At 44.9% G+C, this 19,828-nt stretch carries 18 protein-coding genes and 1 pseudogene; 14 read left to right on the top strand and 5 right to left on the bottom strand.

The features are described 5' to 3' along the window. The first annotated feature begins 8 nt into the window (after positions 1-8). The 3 genes and pseudogenes from mnmE to mnmC form a co-directional block, all read left to right on the top strand. Positions 9-1,370: a tRNA uridine-5-carboxymethylaminomethyl(34) synthesis GTPase MnmE gene (gene mnmE / locus ICN44_RS06670; RefSeq protein WP_216263463.1), complete on the top strand. Its 1,362-nt coding sequence runs from the start codon at positions 9-11 to the stop codon at positions 1,368-1,370. 90 nt (positions 1,371-1,460) lie between these two features. Further along, positions 1,461-3,326 (top strand): phosphoenolpyruvate carboxykinase (GTP), encoded by a 1,866-nt coding sequence (locus tag ICN44_RS06665; protein WP_216263254.1) that lies wholly within the window; start codon positions 1,461-1,463, stop codon positions 3,324-3,326. A gap of 48 nt (positions 3,327-3,374) precedes the next feature. After that, positions 3,375-4,376, top strand: a pseudogene (mnmC, locus tag ICN44_RS12330) (FAD-dependent 5-carboxymethylaminomethyl-2-thiouridine(34) oxidoreductase MnmC); the annotation flags it as partial. Between the two features lie 59 nt (positions 4,377-4,435). Here the strand turns inward: mnmC and ICN44_RS06660 are convergent. Continuing rightward, positions 4,436-7,108 carry a DNA topoisomerase III gene (locus ICN44_RS06660; RefSeq protein ID WP_216263253.1) on the bottom strand — a complete coding sequence of 891 codons (2,673 nt, stop codon included), beginning with the start codon at positions 7,106-7,108 and terminating at the stop codon, positions 4,436-4,438. Between the two features lie 221 nt (positions 7,109-7,329). Then, entirely contained in the window at positions 7,330-8,004 is a 675-nt protein-coding gene (gene dprA, locus ICN44_RS06655) for a DNA-processing protein DprA (protein ID WP_216263252.1), read from the bottom strand. Between the two features lie 71 nt (positions 8,005-8,075). On the opposite strand from dprA, the gene def reads away from it, so the two are divergent. From def to ICN44_RS06620, 7 genes are read left to right on the top strand one after another with little or no spacing between them, the layout of a single operon-like run. Beyond that, complete coding sequence (def, locus tag ICN44_RS06650) at positions 8,076-8,591, top strand: peptide deformylase (RefSeq protein WP_216263251.1); 516 nt, start codon at positions 8,076-8,078, stop codon at positions 8,589-8,591. Between the two features lie 8 nt (positions 8,592-8,599). After that, positions 8,600-9,598, top strand: a complete 999-nt coding sequence (gene fmt, locus ICN44_RS06645) for a methionyl-tRNA formyltransferase (RefSeq protein ID WP_216263250.1) — start codon at positions 8,600-8,602, stop codon at positions 9,596-9,598. 2 nt (positions 9,599-9,600) lie between these two features. Beyond that, positions 9,601-10,467 carry a zinc metalloprotease HtpX gene (gene htpX / locus ICN44_RS06640; protein WP_216263249.1) on the top strand — a complete coding sequence of 289 codons (867 nt, stop codon included), beginning with the start codon at positions 9,601-9,603 and terminating at the stop codon, positions 10,465-10,467. A gap of 1 nt (position 10,468) precedes the next feature. Further along, on the top strand, positions 10,469-11,785 hold the full coding sequence (rsmB, locus tag ICN44_RS06635) for a 16S rRNA (cytosine(967)-C(5))-methyltransferase RsmB (protein WP_216263248.1): 1,317 nt from the start codon (positions 10,469-10,471) through the stop codon (positions 11,783-11,785). Continuing rightward, a complete protein-coding gene (locus ICN44_RS06630) occupies positions 11,782-12,363 on the top strand; it encodes a DUF4390 domain-containing protein (protein WP_255537473.1) in 582 nt (193 codons plus the stop codon). Before rsmB ends, ICN44_RS06630 begins: the two co-directional genes overlap by 4 nt. Then, positions 12,360-14,669 (top strand): ATP-binding protein, encoded by a 2,310-nt coding sequence (locus ICN44_RS06625; protein ID WP_216263247.1) that lies wholly within the window; start codon positions 12,360-12,362, stop codon positions 14,667-14,669. Before ICN44_RS06630 ends, ICN44_RS06625 begins: the two co-directional genes overlap by 4 nt. A gap of 2 nt (positions 14,670-14,671) precedes the next feature. Continuing rightward, a complete protein-coding gene (locus tag ICN44_RS06620) occupies positions 14,672-15,355 on the top strand; it encodes a response regulator (protein WP_216263246.1) in 684 nt (227 codons plus the stop codon). Between the two features lie 223 nt (positions 15,356-15,578). Here ICN44_RS06620 and ICN44_RS06615 read toward each other — a convergent pair whose 3' ends face one another. Then, the gene (locus tag ICN44_RS06615) at positions 15,579-16,034 is read right to left on the bottom strand and encodes a hypothetical protein (protein ID WP_215284318.1); all 456 of its coding nucleotides are present in this window, start codon (positions 16,032-16,034) and stop codon (positions 15,579-15,581) included. Positions 16,035-16,148: 114 nt separating this feature from the next. Then, positions 16,149-16,586: a DUF6641 family protein gene (locus ICN44_RS06610; protein ID WP_216263245.1), complete on the bottom strand. Its 438-nt coding sequence runs from the start codon at positions 16,584-16,586 to the stop codon at positions 16,149-16,151. A gap of 690 nt (positions 16,587-17,276) precedes the next feature. On the opposite strand from ICN44_RS06610, the gene ICN44_RS06605 reads away from it, so the two are divergent. From ICN44_RS06605 to ICN44_RS06595, 3 genes are all read left to right on the top strand, one after another. Continuing rightward, positions 17,277-17,573 carry a hypothetical protein gene (locus ICN44_RS06605; RefSeq protein ID WP_216263244.1) on the top strand — a complete coding sequence of 99 codons (297 nt, stop codon included), beginning with the start codon at positions 17,277-17,279 and terminating at the stop codon, positions 17,571-17,573. A 98-nt stretch (positions 17,574-17,671) separates the two neighbouring features. After that, positions 17,672-18,004 (top strand): hypothetical protein, encoded by a 333-nt coding sequence (locus ICN44_RS06600; protein ID WP_216263243.1) that lies wholly within the window; start codon positions 17,672-17,674, stop codon positions 18,002-18,004. Positions 18,005-18,015: 11 nt separating this feature from the next. Continuing rightward, on the top strand, positions 18,016-18,324 hold the full coding sequence (locus tag ICN44_RS06595) for a hypothetical protein (protein ID WP_216263242.1): 309 nt from the start codon (positions 18,016-18,018) through the stop codon (positions 18,322-18,324). Here ICN44_RS06595 and ICN44_RS06590 read toward each other — a convergent pair. Continuing rightward, on the bottom strand, positions 18,314-18,796 hold the full coding sequence (locus ICN44_RS06590; RefSeq protein ID WP_216263241.1) for a hypothetical protein: 483 nt from the start codon (positions 18,794-18,796) through the stop codon (positions 18,314-18,316). The two genes, ICN44_RS06595 and ICN44_RS06590, sit on opposite strands and share 11 nt — an antisense overlap. 173 nt (positions 18,797-18,969) lie before the next feature. Here ICN44_RS06590 and ICN44_RS06585 point away from each other — a divergent pair, with 173 nt between their 5' ends. Next, positions 18,970-19,437, top strand: coding sequence for a hypothetical protein (locus tag ICN44_RS06585; RefSeq protein ID WP_216263240.1), 468 nt, complete (start codon positions 18,970-18,972; stop codon positions 19,435-19,437). The last annotated feature ends 391 nt before the right edge of the window (positions 19,438-19,828 follow it).

The raw sequence follows: 19,828 nt of genomic DNA, 5'->3' as shown, positions 1-19,828 counted from the left end.
CAGCAATGATGACAAGAAAAGTGCCCATCATTGCTGTTGCAACAGCGCCGGGCAAGGCGGGTGTCGGGGTTATTCGCATCAGCGGAAAAAATTTGAGCGCTATGTCGAGCGCACTGTTTCAAAAAACCCTTTCTCCAAGACAAGCAAATCTATTAACACTCTGCGATGAGAGTGGCCAAGCCATTGATCAGCTTATTGCAATTCATTTCGTTGGACCAGCTTCTTTTACGGGCGAAGATGTTTTAGAGCTTCAGTGCCATGGTGGCCCACAACTTCTTGAGTTGGTGATGAAACGCTGTTTAGAGTTGGGCAAAGCCGAGGGACTTGTCATTGCAGAGCCGGGCGAATTTACCCTGCGTGCCTATCTCAACAACAAAATTGATTTAACCCAGGCTGAGGCTATTGCAGATTTAATTGACGCGCAAAGCGAGGCTGCTGTTCGCGGCGCAGCTCGTTCTTTGCAGGGTGCTTTTTCTGACGACATCAATAATCTCATTGAAGAAATTACTCAACTCAGGATTTTAGTTGAGTCGACTTTAGATTTCCCAGAGGAAGAAATTGAGTTTCTAGAAAATGCTCAGGCGCGCCAGCGCTTAACCGCCGTTAAAGAAAAGTTAAAAGCTTTACGTGCTGGCGCTAAACAGGGAAAAATCTTGCGTGACGGGATTCAGCTGGTTTTGGCTGGAGCGCCCAATGTGGGGAAAAGCTCTTTGCTTAATCGCTTGGCCGGCGAAGAGGTAGCCATTGTTACCCCCATTGCCGGGACAACCAGAGACCGGGTTAAAGAAAGCATCACCATTGACGGTGTGCCTATGCATATTATTGATACAGCTGGTCTGCGCGAAACAACCGATGTTGTAGAGGCAAAAGGCATTGAAAGATCCTGGGATGCCATTCGTTTGGCAGACATAGTCATTTTTTTGACTGATGCTCAGTCGGGCGCCCAACAGGACGACCTAAAAGCCCAGATTTTGAGGGAATTACCACCTAAATGCGCTGTGCTTGAGTTTGTCAATAAGGCTGATTTGCTCCAAGAATCATCAAAAACTGCGCCCAGTGAAGCTTTGCTGATTTCCGCCAAAACTGGAGAGGGAATTGAGGCGCTAAAACAGAGGATTTTGGAGCTTGTGGGCTGGGCTGGACCCCAGGAGGGTGCCATTTTGGCACGCAGAAGGCATTTAGACTGTATAGAGCGCGCTGCCGAACATATTGAAAAATCAGAAGAATTCGCTGCAAATGGCAATAATTCTCTCGAATTATTTGCAGAAGAGCTCTCTTTGGCCCAAAGACACTTGGGTGAAATTACCGGAAAACTTCTTCCAGACGACCTTTTGGGAAAAATCTTCAGCCAATTCTGTATTGGCAAGTAAAGGGTTTGTGCTGTGTCTAGCCCACAGAGCAAATGTGACCGAAATGTTAAAATCGTCGGATTAAAAAATTTAATTTTCATAGGGAAACATATGACTTCAACTACTAGCGGCCAGATTAATGTGAATGCGCCGGCTTACGTAAAAAACAAGCGTCTAATTGAGTGGGTTGGCGAAGTGGCAGCTCTTACCAAGCCTGACGCCATTCGTTGGTGTGATGGCTCACAAGCTGAATACGACGAATTGTGCGAGTTATTGGTGAGTGCTGGTGTATTTAAGCGCCTTAACCCTGCTAAGCGTAAAAACTCATTTTTAGCTTTGTCTGATCCTGAGGATGTGGCGCGTGTCGAAGATCGCACCTTTATCTGCTCAGCAAAGAAAGAAGATGCTGGTCCAACCAACAATTGGGTAGAGCCAAGCGAAATGCGTGCAACATTGAATCCATTGTTTGATGGTTGTATGCGCGGTAGAACCATGTATGTAGTGCCCTTCTCTATGGGACCAATTGGTTCACCAATCGCACACATTGGTGTCGAGTTATCTGATAGCCCTTATGTTGCGATCAACATGAAGTTGATGACTCGCATGGGTAAAGCGGTAATCGATCAGCTTGGTGCTGACGGCGAGTTTGTTCCTTGTATTCACACTGTGGGCAAGCCTTTGGCTGCTGGTGAAAAAGACGTTGCATGGCCAAACAACAAAAACAAATACATTGTTCATTACCCAGAAACACGTGAGATTTGGTCTTTCGGTTCAGGCTACGGCGGCAATGCATTGTTAGGTAAAAAATGTTTTGCATTGCGCATCGCCTCCAATATGGGTCGCGATCAAGGTTGGTTGGCCGAGCACATGTTGATCTTGGGCGTAACTTCACCTGAGGGTAAGAAATATCACATTGCAGCTGCATTCCCTTCTGCATGTGGCAAAACCAACTTCTCCATGATGATTCCTCCAAAAGGATTTGAGGGTTGGAAAGTAACCACTATTGGTGATGACATTGCTTGGATCAAGCCACGCAAAGATGCTGTTACTGGCAAAACCCGTTTGTTTGCGATTAACCCAGAGTCTGGCTACTTTGGCGTTGCTCCTGGAACAAATCGCCAAACAAACCAAAACTGTATCGACTCCCTCAATCAAGATGTGATCTTCACAAACGTTGGTTTGACTGATGACGGTGATGTTTGGTGGGAAGGTTTGACAGAAACTCCACCAGCACACTTGATCGACTGGCAAGGTAAGGATTGGACCCCGGCTGACGGCGCTGCTGGCCGTAAAGCCGCGCACCCAAACTCACGCTTTACTGTTGCAGCAACTAACAACCCAGCGGTTGATCCAAACTGGGATGATCCTGCAGGCGTTCCTATTGATGCATTCTTGTTTGGCGGCCGCCGTTCAAATACCGTGCCTTTGGTTAGCGAGGCGCGCGATTGGGTTGAAGGCGTTTACATGGCTGCAACATTGGGCTCTGAAACTACCGCAGCAATTACGGGTCAAATCGGCGTTGTACGTCGTGACCCATTCGCAATGATTGCATTTGCCGGTTACAACATGAGCGACTATTTCCAACATTGGCTCAATATTGGCAAAAAGCTTGAAGCCGAAGGCGCAGTATTGCCTAAGATCTACTGCGTGAATTGGTTTCGCAAAGACGAGAATGGCAAGTTTGTATGGCCAGGCTTCGGTGAAAACATGCGCGTTCTTTCTTGGATTTTGGGCCGCGCAGAAGGTAAGGCAAGCGGCAAAGAAACTCCGTTTGGTATTACCCCAGAGTACAGCGATATGCATTGGGGTGGCCTCGACTATTCCGCAGAAAAGTTCACTAAAGCGATCACCGTTGGAATTGATGATTGGAAGAATGAGCTTAAGCTGCACACAGAATTGTTCGAGCATCTTGGCGATCGCTTGCCAAAAGAGATGAAAGAAACTCGCTCCAAGATCGAACAACGCCTGAATGCTTAAGCTTCATAAGCCTTTAGCAATATCAAGCGTTTTATCAAGACTTAATCAATGACCAAACCCCAACACCATGAAATAGTGGTGATTGGGGCAGGCATTTGTGGGGCAACCATTGCAAATGAGTTGCTTGAGCGCGGCCAAGCAGTTTGTATTATTGACGCCGCACCATCCCCAGCCACTGCTTGTTCAAGCCATGCTTACGCCATCGCACATCCGCATATTGGCAAAGGGTCTCCCCGTTTATTGCGTTTAACGCGCCTTGCATTTCTACTAGCAGAAGCGCGCTGGAAAAATGTGTGGCGGCAACACGGGATATTTCAGCCGACCAAAAAAGATAAAACTTTTGATCGAGCTGCAACAGAAGAGCATCTCCATTCATTGAATCTTGATGAAGACATGGCCATTGCAATGGATGCTCAAGAGGCTAAACAGTTTTGTGGAGTTGAACAAAGCGGTATTTGGTTGCCGCGTGGCGCCGGTTTAAATTTGCATGAAACAAGCAAGGAGTTGTTACACGAACAACGGCGATTAACTTGTGTGTGGAACACGCGCATCGCGCGCTTAGAAGAGCTCAGGAATCAGTGGCATTTATTTGATGCCTCAAACAATCTGATTGTGACAGCAAATCAAGTTGTAGTGGCCTGCGCCATGGAAGCAAAAGATCTTATGAATAGTATCGGTATTCGTTTGCCCTTAAGGCCTGTGCGCGGCCAGTTGAGCATTTTCACGGTTCGGAAAGATGACCCTTGGATCAAAAAATTACCTCAGGTTGGCATCTCTGGAGATGGATATTGTTTGCCAGCCAAGCGACTTGATGATGGCAGTTATCAATGGATTGTTGGATCTAGTTTCGATGAGGGAGAGGATGAACTCTCACCAAGAGAAAGCAGTGATGACTTCAATCGTGAGCAGGCTAAGCGCTTAGTGGATTACGAAGAAGGTAATCTTTCTTCGTTAATGAAGTCTGGAGAGTTTGTGGGCATTCGTTGTGTCGCCGGCGATCGTTTACCAATCATCGGCGCACTTCCTCAGCGCCCAGGAATATTTTTAGCTACTGCCTTGGGCTCGAGAGGAATTTTGTGGTCCGCTCTAGCGGCTAAGCTGATTACAGCTCAACTGCTAGAGGATGACTTTGCTTTGCTTGCGCGCTTAGGTTTTGCTGCAGACTTAGTCGCTGCACTTGCGCCCGCTCGTTTCTTTGCGGGAGCGGCGCCTTCAGCCTTAGGCGCTTTAGCCTCAAATTCAAAACCAATTTTGCCGGCAGAATCTAGCGCTAAATAGGCCTTAAAGCCACGGCCAGTGCGGTTTGACTTAAAGTTAGTTAGAAGATCTGTTTTGCCCTCTTTCAGCAACTTCTGAACCTGTTCTGGCGAGACCTCTTGTTGTAGAACTACTTTTCCGGTTTTGAAATCACATGATTTATTGGGGCCAGTATTGTTTTCACAAACGTAACGCATGCCATCTTCATATACTGCGCCCGAACACTTTGGACAAACGCCTAGCGCTAGACGGCCCGTGAAATCGACGGCTTCAGTCTCATCATCTTGCGTGTTGCCAAAATCAAACTCAAGTTTGAAACCCGCATTTGGATAATCTTTGTCATCCTCTGGAATTTCGCTTAATTTAATAATTGCGGCAAATGGACGCCCCATTTTGCTGCGGAAACCTTGCAGAGGTCCGATGATTTTTTCACGCAACAACTCTTCAACTTCAGGATATTCAAATGCGCGCCCACCAGGTGTTTTGCTAATCGTAAAGCCGCACTTTTCACAGGCAAAACGTCGATAGTTTTCCTTTACCGGACCCTTACAGTGTGGGCATGGCGTGGTCATGGTAGCGTAGTCGCCTGGAATGGTATCGCTATCGTATTCTTTAGCACGCTTGACGATGCGCTGAGTCATTTGCGCGATCTCTTGCATGAAAGTATCGCGATTCATCTTGCCCTGCTCGATGAGAGAAAGTTTGTTCTCCCAGCTACCAGTGAGATCAGGGCGAGTTAACTCTTCAACATCTAAGCCGCGCAACAAAGTCATTAGTTGGAAGGCTTTTGCAGTTGGAATCATCTCACGAGCTTCGCGCACCATGTATTTTTCAGCCAGCAGGCCTTCGATGATGGCAGCTCTAGTTGCTGGTGTACCCAATCCCTTTTCAGCCATCGCTTCGCGCATGTCATCATCATCAACCCACTTACCCGCACTTTCCATTGCAGAGAGTAAGGTTGCTTCTGTATAGCGTGCTGGCGGCTTGGTTTTCAATGGCACAGCTGCAATAGACTCAGTTTGTACGGCCTCACCCTCTTGGACGGGAACGAGTTCATCGTCTGCTTGATTGGATTTGCCGTAAACCGTTAGCCAACCAGGGTTTACAAGCACACGACCTTCGGTTTTAAAGTGGTGTCCGGACGCCTCGGAAATGCGTGTGGTCACTCGGAACTCTGCGGCAGGATAAAACACGGCCAAGAAACGACGCACAACCAAGTCGTAGAGCTTGGCTTCGGGCTCGCTTAAAGTTTTAGGCGTTTCTAATGTTGGGATGATCGCAAAGTGATCAGAAATTTTAGAGTTATCAAAAATTCGTTTGTTTGGCTTTACCCAACCATAGCCAGCCTTGGCCTTGGGATCCTTTGGGTCACCCTTCAAAATTTGTTTAGCAAAAGCACGATATTCTTGCGAATGCTCAGCAAGGTTCTCCATGGTTTGTTTAACGGTATCGAGGTAGTCTTCAGGAAGCGCTTTTGCGTCGGTGCGTGGATAGGTTAATACTTTGTGGCGCTCATATAAAGCCTGTGCAAGACCTAATGTATTTTTTGCAGAGAATCCAAAACGCGCGTTTGCTTCACGTTGCAAGCTAGTTAAATCAAATAGCTGAGGAGCAAGCTGTGTAGCAGGCTTGGCTTCTTCAGTCACACTTGCTTTTTTGCCGCGGCATGCAGCCACAATACTTTGAGCTGCAGCCTCACTCCATAGGCGGTTCTCACGTGCGTCGGGCTCGGCAGCATCCTTTTTGAATTTAGGGTCAAACCAGCGGCCTTCATACACGCCAGCAGCAGCGATAAATTCAGCCTTCACTTCCCAGTAATCTTTAGAGATGAACTTGCGAATGAGCTCTTCGCGCTCCACCACAATAGAAAGCGTTGGAGTTTGCACACGACCTACAGTCGTTAAGAAGAAGCCGCCGCTCTTGCTATTAAAGGCAGTCATTGCGCGCGTGCCATTAATGCCAACCAACCAGTCTGCCTCTGAGCGACAACGAGCCGCATCAGCAAGAGGCTTCATATCTTCATCGCTGCGTAAGTTGGTAAAGCCTTCGCGAATGGCGGCTGGAGTCATCGATTGCAACCATAAGCGCTGAATAGATTGCGATGCCTTTGCGTGTTGCGCAATTAGGCGGAAAATTAACTCGCCCTCGCGTCCCGCGTCACAAGCATTAATGAGGGCAGTAACGTCTTTGCGCTTAATGAGCTTTTGTAAAACCTTGAGGCGTGACTCAGTTTTTGCAATCGGACGTAAATCAAAATATGGCGGCACCACCGGCAAGTTGGCAAATGACCATTTGCCGCGTTTTACGTCAAATTCTTCGGGGGCAGCAATTTCTAATAAATGCCCAACCGCGGAAGAGATTAGGAATTCATCGCTCTCAAAATAATCTTCATACTTTGTAAAGCCGCCCAAGGCCTTAGCAATGTCATTGGCAACAGAAGGCTTCTCTGCAATGATGAGCGCCTTAGGGTGATCCCCGGCGGTAGTCTTTGGGCTGCTTTTTTTGGTAGTTGCTTTAGTTGCCACGCGTTATGCCTAAATTTGAGCTAGAAATGATGTTTTTGGGGTAAAACGGATGGCCAATTTATACCAAAACCGGACTTAGCCAATTGCACACCCCTTTTTTATTATTAACCGATAAATTGGGAAAAGTCCAAAAACCGCTATTTTTGGCCAGTTTTGGGAGGGTCGATACCCCCGGTTTTAAGATAAAAACCCCTTTTTAGGCTGTTTAAATGATATTTTGCTTAAAAACAAAGCTCTTCCAGAACATCATCCGGTCTAAAGGCTAGTTTTGCGCCTTGCTGAATAAGCAAATGACAGCCGGCAGAATTTGTGCTTTGGATGGGCCCAGGGAGGGCAAAAACCTCTCTTCCAAGGTCTGCGGCCAGGCGTGCAGTGATGAGGGAGCCTGACTTTTCCGCCGCCTCTATTACAACGACACCAAGCGCTAAAGCGGCAATAATGCGATTTCTTCTAGGAAAGTGCCATGCTTTCGGTCCCGACCCCAGAGGGAGCTCAGACACCAATACTCCCTGCTGGCTAATGGCTTGAGATAGTCCAATATTTTGCCGGGGGTAGACGACATCTATGCCGGTTCCTAATATTGCCGCAGTGTAATGATTGGGTCCAAGCTCAATGGCGGCTCGGTGGGCGGCACTGTCGACCCCCCTTGCTAGGCCAGAAACGATCAAGGCGCCCGCTTTCGATAATGCTTGAGCAAACAGACATGCATTTTTTAAACCTTCAGGGCTGGCGTTTCTTGAGCCTACGATCGCAATCATGGGTCTTTTCAGAAGATGAATGTTTCCATATATATAAAGACACCCTGGGGGATCATATAAATCACGGAGGCGACTTGGGTAATGATGGCTCTGACGATCGATTTGGAGAACGGCATTAGGTACTGGTGATGTTTGCATAAATCAATTTTGTTCTTTGGGGGAATTGCGGCAATCAGGACAGACTGATAGCTCTGTTGGATAATTCCTATATGGCTTTGTTATCCGTTCTTTGTTACCCAGACCCACGCTTGCACAAGGTTGCTAAACCGGTGGAGCAAGTGGACGCTCGCATTAAAAAAATTGTCGCCGATATGGCAGATACTATGTATGAAGCTCCCGGCGTTGGCTTAGCTGCGACGCAGGTAGATATTCATGAGCGCATCGTGGTGATTGACGTGTCTGATGGACAAAACGAATTAATGGTTTTTATCAACCCAGAAATTGTTTGGGCAAGCTCTGAAACAAAATCTTGGCGTGAGGGTTGTTTATCTGTTCCCGAGTTTTATGACGAAGTTGAAAGACCATCCGAGATTCGAGTGAAGGCTTTAGATGTTGACGGTAAAGAATTCGAACTAGAGGCTGATGGTTTATTGGCAGTTTGTTTGCAGCATGAGTTAGACCATTTGCAAGGCAAGGTGTTTGTTGAGTATTTATCCATACTTAAAAGAACTCGTATCTCACAAAAAATGAAGAAGCGCGCAAAAGAATTAGTAGGTCAGCGCTAAGCGCCCGAATGAAAATCGTCTTTGCTGGAACTCCTGAGTTTGCTGCGCAAGCGATGCGCGCAATTTACGATGCTGGTCATGAAATTGTTTTGGCTTTAACGCAGCCCGATCGCCGTGCCGGCAGGGGCATGCACCTTCAGGCAAGCCCAGTTAAAGAGTTTGCTTTGCAAAAAAATATTCCCGTGCTCCAACCAGAGACGTTGCGGCTCACTAGTGCAGATCCGCAAAAGCGAGCTCAAGCTGCAGCTGCTAATGAGCGCTTATCCTCCATTGATTTTGATGCCATGGTGGTGGTGGCCTATGGCTTGATCTTGCCCCAAGAGATTTTAGATATAAGCGAGAGAGCAGGAAGACACGGCAGCTTTAATATTCATGCCTCTCTGTTACCGCGCTGGCGTGGTGCAGCACCAATTCAGCGAGCAATTGAAGCAGGCGATGCCAAAACGGGCGTTTGCATTATGCAAATGGATGTCGGCTTGGATACCGGAGATACTGTTTTGGTTGCTGATCTTGAAATTGCTCGTGATGAAACGAGCGCAAGCTTACATGATCGCTTAGCAGATCTTGGCGCAAAATTGATAGTGGATGTTTTAAATACTTTAGAGCAAGGCAAAGATTTATCTCGAGTACCTCAAGAAAAAGATGGCATTACCTATGCTGAAAAAATACTGAAGAGTGAGGCGGAGATCGATTGGACTCTCACTGCCAAAGAAATTGATCTGCGCATTAGGGCCCTTAATCCCTTCCCAGGGGCAAGTAGCAATCTCAATGGACTGGCTGTGAAGTTTTGGAATTCAAGACTTGCAGACCCAAAATCTGTAAGCGCCATCGGTAGAGCGGGCGAGGTGCTTGGTTTTAGTAATAAGGGCGCATATATACAGTGTGGTGAAGAGGTGCTTGAGGTCTTAGAGATGCAAAAATCGGGCGGTAAAAAAATAGATGCCAAAACGTGCTTGCAGCCGATTGTTGTTGGTGAAAAATTGTTGTGCTTTCAAACAAAGGAGTAGAAATGTTTAATTTTGCAAAGACTGCTGTTTTGATGGCAGCAATTACGGCACTCTTTATTGTGGTTGGCGGTATGTTGGGCGGCGAACAGGGCATGTTGATGGCTTTGGTGCTGGCTGTTGGAATGAATTTTTTCAGCTATTGGTTTTCCGACACCATGGTTCTGAAGATGACTAATGCTCAACAGATTGATGAAAGATCTGCCCCCCAGTTTTACGGACTCGTTAAAGAGTTGTCGGAGAAGGCTGGCTTGCCGATGCCTAAAGTATTTTTAATTAATGAAGATGCTCCTAATGCTTTCGCAACAGGGCGCAATCCAGACCATGCTTCGGTTGCCGCAACAACAGGCATTCTGAAAATTCTCTCAAATCGTGAACTACGGGGTGTGATGGCGCATGAGCTTGCCCACGTTCGCCATCGTGATATTTTGATTTCGACTATTGCCGCCACTATGGCGGGAGCCATTTCTGCATTGGCTAACTTTGCCATGTTCTTTGGTGGGCGCGATTCTGAGGGTAGACCCAATAATCCAATAGCCAGCTTGATGGTGGCAATTTTGGCCCCGATCGCAGCAAGCTTGATTCAAATGAGTATTTCTCGCGCAAGAGAATACGAAGCTGATCGCGGTGGCGCCGAAATAAGTGCTGATCCTGAGGCACTAGCGCAGGCACTAGAAAAAATTCATAACTACGCGCAAGGCATTCCGTTTCAAGCGGTTGAACAGCATCCTGAAACAGCGCAGATGATGATTCTTAACCCCTTGAGTGCTGGCGGTCTTGCGCAACTATTTTCAACCCACCCACCAACTGAAGAGCGGGTGGCACGTTTAATGAGTATGGCTAAAAACGGGGTATATCCCGGAGCAAATTAATTTGACTGATCAAAAAACACCACGCAGTCTCCCGCTCTCTGAAGCAATCACGATTGCTGCACAAGCGGTAAGCGAGGTCATGAGCGGAAGATCGCTTACAGAAGTTCTGGATCAGCTGGAAGCATATGAACGCCCAATCGTTCAGAGTCTGAGCTTTGATGCGCTCCGCAAATGGGTGCGCTCTCATGAATTCATCAAGCAATTTATTCCAAAGACTCCGCCTCCTGAAGTAGATCATTTGCTCAGTGTCGCGATTGCCTTATTTTTACAAGATCCAACGGAGAGCAAGGGCTATCCAGCCCACACGATTGTGGATCAGGCAGTGAAAGCCTGTGGCGAATATGACGAAACCATGTATGCCAAAGGTTTAGTGAATGCGGTATTACGCAAGGTAAGTCTTGTAGTGCATCCGCCAGAGGGTGAGAAGCATTTTCCGCCTGATCCAATTCCAATGTATGTACCTGCTTGGTGGCGAGCAAACCTCAAGCGCAATTACTCCAAAGCATGGCAATCCATTTTGTTTCAACAGGCCAAGCGCGCACCATTAATTTTGCGTGTAAATCAAAGGCAATATACGCGTGAGCAATATCAATCCTTATTATCTGAGGCCGGAATTTTATCAATACCAATAGATGAATTGGTTGGTGTTAAGTTGCCTTCCGCTCTCTTGTTGCCTGAAGCGGTTCCCGTGTCAGACTTGCCAGGTTTTTATACTGGTGCTGTGTCTGTGCAAGATGCAGGCGCACAACTGGCCGCGATCTTATTAAACCCCCAGGATAGAGAGTTGGTATTAGATGCCTGTGCTGCTCCCGGTGGGAAAACTGCGCATCTATTGGAGCTTGCAGATTGTGAAATGCGCGCCCTAGAGTTAGACGGCGAGCGCATTGGAAAAATTGGCGGCAACCTAGACCGCCTTCGTTTGCAATCTGACAAAGTCTGCGTGTTACGCGGCGATGCTTCCAAGGCGGCTTGGTGGGATGGCGTTCGTTTTGACAAGATTCTGCTTGATGCCCCCTGCTCAGCTTCTGGAATAGTGTCGCGACATCCTGATATTCCATTTTTAAGGCGCGAAGCAGATATCCGGGCGCTGCAAGAAAGACAGCGAGCCATTTTGAATCAAGCGTGGAAGATGCTCCAAGTGGAGGGCATCCTTTTGTACGTCACTTGCTCGATATTTCCTGAGGAGGGCGAGGAGCAGGCTGTTTGGTTTGCTGAGCAGCACTCCAATGCGGTACGATTAGCCGCTCCAGGCCAGATTTTGCCAGGTGAGCTAAACGACGGTTTTTACTATGCTTTGTTTAAGAAAAATGGGCCATGAGCCGAAGAATTAAACAATTACTCTTTTTGTTATTGATGGTGTTGGGTATTTTTTCAACAACCGTTAGCGCCGAAGGAATCAAAATTAAATCCTTTGAGTTGGAGAAGGCGGATAACGACTGGCTTCTCAATGCCACTTTTCAGATTGAGCTATCTCCCGGACTAGAAGACGCAGTGCAAAAAGGCGTTGTTCTGTATTTCCAAACGGAGTTTGATTTAATGCGATCGCGTTGGTATTGGTTTGATGAAAAATCTGTGCTTGTGCAAAGGCAGACCCGTCTTTCTTATCAGCCATTGACGCAGCAGTACCGAATTGCTTCAGAGGGCTTTACCTTTTCTGCCAAAACTATGCCAGAGGCATTGCAGGCAGTGGGGAGTATTGGTGGGTGGCGAGTCATTGAAGGCGCTCAACTAGATACCAGTAAATCTTATACAGCCAGCATGCGAATGAGCTTGGATCTTAGTAAACTACCAAAACCATTTCAAGTAAACGCACTCAATAACCGCGACTGGAATGTGTCAAGCGATTGGTATCGATTCCCATTTTCTCCTAATGGCCCTAATTTAATTAAGCGATGAGATCGATAGCGGCCATGCTAGACCCAGGCTTTTTTACTTCCAAAGCTTGGAGTAAAAAAATCATTCCGATCACGATTGGTGTGATCGGCGCCTTTGCTTTATTACTTTTAGTTTTATTGGCGATTGCCTCATCCAATACAGAATTTTTTGATAACTACTTTATTTGGCTCTATGCAGCCAATGTAGTCATTGGGATTTGCTTAACTCTGGTTATTTTGATTTTGGTGGCTGTTATCGCCGTGCGCTGGTATCGCGGCCACTTTGGCACGCGCTTGATTGCAAAGTTGGCAATGATTTTTGCTTTAGTCGGAATTGTTCCGGGCTTAATTTTGTATGGCGTTTCATTACAGTTTGTGTCCCGCAGCATTGAGACTTGGTTTGACGTCAAAGTGGAGACGGCACTGAACTCCGGTTTAGAGTTGGGACGCGTTACTTTGCGAGTAGCCCAAGAAGAAATTTTGGGTGAGGGTAATTTCATTGCCGAGCAGATCGTTCAAATTCCATCGGGTACCTCCGCTGAGCAGGTGGCTGCAACAGTGATGAAAATTCGTAATCAATTTGGCATTCAAGAGGTCGACCTCTTCAATATGCAACGCAATTTGATTTTCACTAGCGAGCTAAAGCCTAAAAAATACTTTCCTGCGCCTAGTGCCGACGTGGTTGCAGAAGCGTTTAGCAAGAAGGGCATGACCTTTTTAGACCAAATTGAAGTGGAAGGCGGTCAACGTGGCTATCGAATCAGAGCCATTGTTCCTGTTATACGAAAAAAATCTGTTCACAACAAAGTAGATTCTGGCAAAGATACTGAAGACAAATATTTTTTACAGCTAGTACGCTACATACCAACCCCGTTGGCAAAAAACATTTTTGCTGTGGAGTCTGCATATAGTGAGTATCAAGAGAAAGCGTTGGGGCGCACTGGCCTTCGTAAGATGTTTGTGGGCACATTAACGCTTACCCTTTTCTTTGCAGTTTTCGTAGCCATTACTTTGGCGCTGATGTTAGGTAGGCAGCTTGCACGCCCTCTCCTAATGCTGCTGAGGGGTACCCAGGCAGTTGCGCAGGGAGATTTGTCACCAAAACCAGAACTTGATACTGGTGATGAGCTTGGCATGCTTACGCGGCAATTTAACGTCATGACCAGGCAGCTGGCTGACACCCGCACTTCTTTGCAAGAGTCCAAGGCATTCTTAGAGCGCGTATTGGGCAGTCTTACTGCGGGTGTATGCATTTTCGATAAAAACTACAACGTTGTTTCTAGTAATGCGGGCGCAGATCGTATTTTTGGTCAGGACCTTACTCTACTAGATGGAAAGCCCCTTGGCATTAGCCCGGCCCTATTGGAGTTTGAAGGAGCCATCAAAGAAGGCTTTTCTACTATGAAGCTCGCAGTTCTGGGCGAGGGAGATGCGGAACAAAAGACCGCGCCAACTAATGCGCCCGTTTGGCAAAAACAAATTCAACTACACACTACAAATGAATTTGAAAATGAATTAGGTGTGACCCTGTTCGTGCGTGGCACAGAGCTAACTGGCGATTTACGCATGGTTGTTTTTGATGACATTACTGATGTGGTGAGCGCACAAAGATCTATCGCTTGGAGTGAAGTTGCTAGACGCCTTGCTCACGAAATTAAAAACCCTCTAACGCCTATTCAGCTTTCCGCAGAAAGATTGCAGCATAAGCTTGCAGGCAAGTTGAGCCCAGAGCAAGAGGAAATGATTAATCGCAGCACTGAAACCATCATTGGTCAGGTGCAAGCTATGAAAGAAATGGTGAATGATTTTAGGGATTTTGCGAAGACGCCAACCCCACAACTCAAGCCCGTTTCCATCAATACGCTCACCTCTGAAATTTTGGGTCTATACGAGGGCAGTCCATTGCGCACGCAGTTGGATCCTCATTGCCCAGAGATCATGGGGGATCCCACACAACTAAGACAGGTAATCCATAACTTGCTACAAAATGCGCAAGACGCCACCCTTGAAGGGCCCAATCCCGCCAGCCCGGTAGAGGTTAAGACAGAGTTGGTCCCTTATGGTGAGCATAATGGCATAGCTCAAAATGCTGTGCGATTAACAATAAGTGATTGTGGTGTTGGATTTCCAGCTAAGATATTGGCAAGAGCCTTTGAACCTTACGTCACAACAAAGAGCAAAGGCACGGGTCTGGGTTTGGCGGTAGTGAAGAAAATCATTGATGATCACTCGGCCAAAATTGAAATTCGGAACCGCATGCAGGGTGAAGAAGTGGTTGGTGCGAAAGTGTCAATATTGTTTATGAATCTAGCAAAAGAGGCAGCATAAGCATGGCTAGTATTTTGGTTGTTGATGACGAGATGGGAATTCGTGAGCTTCTCAATGAGATTCTCACTGATGAAGGCCATACTGTGTACGCTGCAGAAAGCGCGGTACAGGCGCGCACTATTCGCGAACAAATGCGCCCTGACTTAGTCTTGTTAGACATTTGGATGCCCGATACCGATGGCATTACATTGTTAAAGGAGTGGTCCAATACTGGCCAGCTCACGATGCCAGTAGTAATGATGTCTGGGCACGCAACGATTGACACTGCAGTTGAGGCCACTCGTATTGGCGCACTCAATTTTTTAGAAAAACCGATTGCTCTACAAAAGCTTTTAAAGACGGTTAGCAAGGCCCTGGAGAGTTCTCCTAAATATGTAGAGCCAGAACAGGTGAGAGCCGTTCAGTCGAGCGCCAACTCCGTTGTCACGCCAAAGCAGGTGGTTTCCGAATCGGCTGCCCCAGCTGTTGAGGGCGAATACATTAGTGGGATTGCAAAAACGTACTTTGATCTTCCTTTGAGGGAGGCAAGAGATTTGTTTGAGAAGGCGTATTTTGAACATCAAATGCAAATCATGGGCGGCAGTATGACCAAGATTTCAGAGTACACAGGTCTAGAGCGAACCCATTTGTATCGCAAACTGAAGGCCTTGGGAATAGATACCTCGCGCAATAAGGGCGAGAGCTAGGCGACCACCCAATAAGGGCAAATACCACAAAACCCAGAAATCACGGGCTACTAAGCAAATTTGAAGATGATCCAAGCCAATTCGTTATAATTCCAAGTCTTGGCCTGGTAGCTCAGTCGGTAGAGCAGAGGATTGAAAAAAAACCTACTGCCGTTGTTTCTTCACCGCACATGGAGCTTGTAGCGCGGTTGTTTTTTAGCGTGGCACAAAGTGTAGGACAGCCCTAAAAAATATTTCCGTTATGCAATTTATTTGAAACGTAGTTTACATTCTGCCCCATAGTATTTTTACTATGCGCGTCGTCACCTTCCTTCTCTTTTTCTAGTGCGCTACTTCTCTGCGGAATAAACACGTCTTTTGCGCCGTAAGACGCTCTTTGGGTTGTTGGCAAAGCCCTGCCTAGCGTGGAAGCCTTAGCTGGCTGGGCTCTAGGGGCTATTGGCTTTTGTTGTAGGGGTAGCTGTTTTAGTTGCTGGGGGTTAGCTCGTGCTGGGAGTTTTTTGGGTTGGGGTACGTGGGTAGGCTTGGGGGTACGTGCTTTAGTTGCTGGGGGCTTGGTAGAAGCCTTCTGTTGGCTTTGCTGACGTGCTTGGGTAGCAAGAGCCTCCCACGTTTTATCCATTATTAATTTCAATAGCCCTATTTGCTCTTGTGCGTTTGCAATTTCACGAATTTTCATACTGTCTCCTTTTCTTATATTTAGCGAGAGACAACTAAAGCGTCCATTTAATAGACGCTTACTCTTCAAAAAGAAAAAGGGCTAACACTATTAAAAGTATTAGCCCCATTTCAATCACTTGCCAAACCTCGCACGGACTGCGCCACTAGCCAATTCAATTTGACTATCCATTTCTCCCGCCTCTACTGCACGTTTGATAACTTCTAAAACAGTTAACAACTCTGCTGGATTTGAAATTTCTACACTAGGTTTCCCTTTTTGTATTTCTAAAACTTTCGTGCCGTATTTAATGTTAAGACAAACTTTTCCACTCTCAGCAATAAACCACCAAGGACGTACCATTTTTTGCATTTCAATAGTTTTACTAGCGCCGTCAATGTCGCGTACGGTTTTAAAGCGTTTGGTATGAAACGTTTCTCCATTCTGCTGTGCCTTGGCAAGTTGCATTTGCTCCCAAAGTTTTTTGCTTAGCTTATTGCGTCTATGTTGAATAGGCGGCAATGAGGTTGGACGCTTAGCTGTTGTGAATTTCAAACTGTTTAATGTACTCATGTCATTCTCCTTTGTGTGTTGAGTACTCACACAGTAATTTCGGAGTTTTGGTTTGGACAACCTCTTTTTGCCAATACCTGTTTAAACCTAATAATTCTTGCCACATTTAGCATTCTTTTATTAGGTTTAGCTAAATAACTTTGACAGCAGGACAAAGAAAAGTTCTGTGTTGCCATTAATTACTACTTAAGTGAGCTGTGACACTCCATTGTTATGTCACCCTAAACCTAGTCAGCCGTGTTCATAGGGACGGAAATTCTGAAAAGTAGCAGAGACTTGTTGTCACTATCCTTTACAGGACGCCATTGGAGTTGCTTGCCAATTGACACGAGAATATTCAGCATAGAGACATTAAGTCACGAAAAAGCCCTGCTTACACAGCAACTTTCAAACAAGACAAAGGTAGCCACTTATTGCTTTTGTCATTGTTGCGTTTTACAGCCGCACATAAAAGGAGACAGCGAAACCGCCCTTACCAATTTGGTTGTGCCCTAAGTGGAGTAGTAAAGAACTCGGAGAAAGTCCTTTCCTATTACTGAGCCTGTTGCTTAAGGCTCAGTGTAGGTTGAATCTGGAGAAAATCAATAAAGAAGAAAGAAATGTGTGAGCACAAGCGAAACACAGGCGAATGTAGTTCGCCTTCATACTTAATGCTATTAGAATGAAAGTGCGTCTATTAAAGGGACACTTATGAAGCTTGCTTATGTACTTTTGTTTTTCACTGGGAATGTATTCGCACAGGCAATATATAACAGCAATGGGGCATACAAGGGCTACTCACAAACTTCGCCAAGTGGAGTAACTAATGTCTATAACGTTACTGGACAACTTCAAGGCTCGTCCCAAGTGGATAGCGGACAAACTAATTTTTACAGCCCCCAGGGAAATTACACTGGCACAGTCACAGCGCCAATAACAACTCCGCCCAATACAAATTTAAATTTTCCAAGGCAAGCTCCTCAAGCGCCTACAGTAAAGGGCTGGTAAGGGTGGGGGTATAGGTAAAAAATCAAGCCCGCGTTTCTGTAAGTAACTGACTACAATTTTTCGCGGGCAAAGAAAATAGAGGTTTTAAAATGATTTTTATGAAAAAAATCTTCCTGATAATTGTTACTGTAAATTTTTCTCTGTTAGCAATGGCGGGGGAAAATCCTGAATTTTATATTGACAATAAGCATAAATTCACAAATCGAACAACTATTACGTGGGAAGACTTTGAAGACGTTACCGAGGTATGTAAAGGTATAACCTACGATAAAAAGCACGGCGGTAAGTTTATTCAAAGCTATGGTTGCGCCTTTTGGGATAAAGGGCGAGATAAAAAAAATAATTGTTTAGTATTTACGAGACAAGATATAAAGCCCAGTGAATATGGATTTATAATTAGTCATTGTTTTAGCGGTAATGTTAAAAAATAAAGGGGAATGAATTGACGGTGAGAGAAATACTAAACAAAATTTTAGATTTAGACGTTACCAGCCATCTGCCTTTATTTGGAATTATTGGATTTTTTATTTGTATGTTTATTTTGTTTGGTTGGAATCTTAAAATTATGCCCAAAGTAATAAATTTAGTAATAAAAGATTCTAGGTTTGATATTAACCAACCTGGCTCTGAGGAAAGCACCGGGCTTTTGGGGGCTTTTGTTGGCATCATATTTGTTATGCTTGCCACTGTTGGCGAAGTTTATTTTTTAAAATTTATCTTTTCACCCATTTTGCCCCTTCCTAATTCTTGATATCGCCCTCATTGCACTTTTTTAAAATTTCATTAAGCTTCTTAATTATGGTGTGGATACCATATAGCACTAAAAAAACAATTCCTAAAAAAAATTGCACGTGAGTTTTATAATTGAGTAAAAGTAACTTTGTAAAAGCATCTACGCTACTATTATTAATTAAATTTTCAGTATCCCAAGTTACTAAATAAAAGAAAGCGCCGATTGCAAGAATACAACATCCAAGTGCCTGCGAGTAAAAAGCTTCCGGCAAACTTTTCATAAAATTAGATATTTTTCTCACCGTATATCTTAAGTCCTCATAAAACTCTTCTTTGGATTTACTATTTCTTCTTAAGAGTATTAGAAAAGTAACAGCCGGTAAAATTACAATACTCAGGAGAGCAAACAAAGGCCCTAATAAAGAATTAACAGCCCCTAAAATTACAAAAAACAGAATGGCACCCAACCACGCCATGAGATTATCTTTCATACAACTCTTTCTTAATTTAAAGTTATTACAATTATATTAATATAAATAATAGTCACATTTTTCAGGCTATGTGGCTATCTAATCGTTAATATGGGCACAATGTTAGTCTTGCATGAAAAGGATTTACTGATGCAACTATTAAAGCGGTAATGTTAAAAATTAAGGAGTAAGAAATGCCTTTATCACCTTGCAAAGAATGTAATAACCCTTGCTCCGAAGAGGCTGAAATTTGCCCCAGTTGTGGAAATAAATTTCCAACGCTCGATAGGGATGAGAAAAATGAAAAATTAGTAGCTACTTCTATCAAAAAAAATTTAAAAGTAACATGCATAATTTTTTTATTTTTAATTTTTATGTCCTCCATCACGTGGCTCTTAGGAACTCAAGATAAGTATGAGCTTGTCTTAAATATTGCTATCAGGCTTGCTGTTTTGGTAACTGCAGTAACAGTTTATAAAGAACTATTAATGCCAGTAAGTTTAGGAATAATTAGCTTCAAAGATTTTTTGCGCAAACAAATAAATTACAAGGCAAGCAGTCAAAAAGCTGATGTTTTCTATGCCAATTTGTTTGGCACAATACTTGGATTAACACTTTTTTGTTTTGTGATTATCCGTTTAATGTTTTACGTAAAATACTAAAACCCATCAGCGTGGTTGAGAACCTTATCTGATTTAGCATCAAAACCTTCGTATAAGCGGCGCAATGCCAGAAGTGAATGCCCAAGTAGTAGCGTCACTTAAATAGACGCTTACAGGGCTTTTAAATACGTCGTGGCTTTTCTGCCACGAATAAATATAAGATAAGTCACGATAAATTATATTTTTCTACTAAGTCTTTGAAATTGAAGGACTCTTGCTATTTCCTTTTTCGGTTGCCCAAACCAAATACAAGAAAACATACTGTGTAGTATCCCCTTAGATTCGTACATTTAAAAAGTTGAGTTTTCTGTTGTTTATGGCAGTATTTACAACAGGAGAATCAATATGAAGAAGTCACGATTTACAGAGACCCAAATCGTTGGGATTTTGA

Origin of the sequence: Polynucleobacter sp. JS-Fieb-80-E5 (genome assembly GCF_018882015.1) — a bacterium.
In the GTDB taxonomy this organism is placed as follows: domain Bacteria; phylum Pseudomonadota; class Gammaproteobacteria; order Burkholderiales; family Burkholderiaceae; genus Polynucleobacter.
The sequence above is the reverse complement of the archived record's forward strand: the minus strand, read 5'-3'. Positions and strand labels throughout refer to the sequence as shown.

Bases quoted from the DNA above. Each gene is read 5' to 3' on its own strand.
- mnmE (WP_216263463.1), top strand. From the start codon at position 9: ATGACAAGAAAAGTGCCCATCATTGCTGTTGCAACAGCGCCGGGCAAG.
- ICN44_RS06665 (WP_216263254.1), top strand. From the start codon at position 1,461: ATGACTTCAACTACTAGCGGCCAGATTAATGTGAATGCGCCGGCTTAC.
- dprA (WP_216263252.1), bottom strand. From the start codon at position 8,004: ATGCAAACATCACCAGTACCTAATGCCGTTCTCCAAATCGATCGTCAG.
- def (WP_216263251.1), top strand. From the start codon at position 8,076: ATGGCTTTGTTATCCGTTCTTTGTTACCCAGACCCACGCTTGCACAAG.
- fmt (WP_216263250.1), top strand. From the start codon at position 8,600: ATGAAAATCGTCTTTGCTGGAACTCCTGAGTTTGCTGCGCAAGCGATG.
- htpX (WP_216263249.1), top strand. From the start codon at position 9,601: ATGTTTAATTTTGCAAAGACTGCTGTTTTGATGGCAGCAATTACGGCA.
- ICN44_RS06630 (WP_255537473.1), top strand. From the start codon at position 11,782: ATGAGCCGAAGAATTAAACAATTACTCTTTTTGTTATTGATGGTGTTG.
- ICN44_RS06625 (WP_216263247.1), top strand. From the start codon at position 12,360: ATGAGATCGATAGCGGCCATGCTAGACCCAGGCTTTTTTACTTCCAAA.
- ICN44_RS06620 (WP_216263246.1), top strand. From the start codon at position 14,672: ATGGCTAGTATTTTGGTTGTTGATGACGAGATGGGAATTCGTGAGCTT.
- ICN44_RS06615 (WP_215284318.1), bottom strand. From the start codon at position 16,034: ATGAAAATTCGTGAAATTGCAAACGCACAAGAGCAAATAGGGCTATTG.
- ICN44_RS06610 (WP_216263245.1), bottom strand. From the start codon at position 16,586: ATGAGTACATTAAACAGTTTGAAATTCACAACAGCTAAGCGTCCAACC.
- ICN44_RS06605 (WP_216263244.1), top strand. From the start codon at position 17,277: ATGAAGCTTGCTTATGTACTTTTGTTTTTCACTGGGAATGTATTCGCA.
- ICN44_RS06600 (WP_216263243.1), top strand. From the start codon at position 17,672: ATGAAAAAAATCTTCCTGATAATTGTTACTGTAAATTTTTCTCTGTTA.
- ICN44_RS06590 (WP_216263241.1), bottom strand. From the start codon at position 18,796: ATGAAAGATAATCTCATGGCGTGGTTGGGTGCCATTCTGTTTTTTGTA.
- ICN44_RS06585 (WP_216263240.1), top strand. From the start codon at position 18,970: ATGCCTTTATCACCTTGCAAAGAATGTAATAACCCTTGCTCCGAAGAG.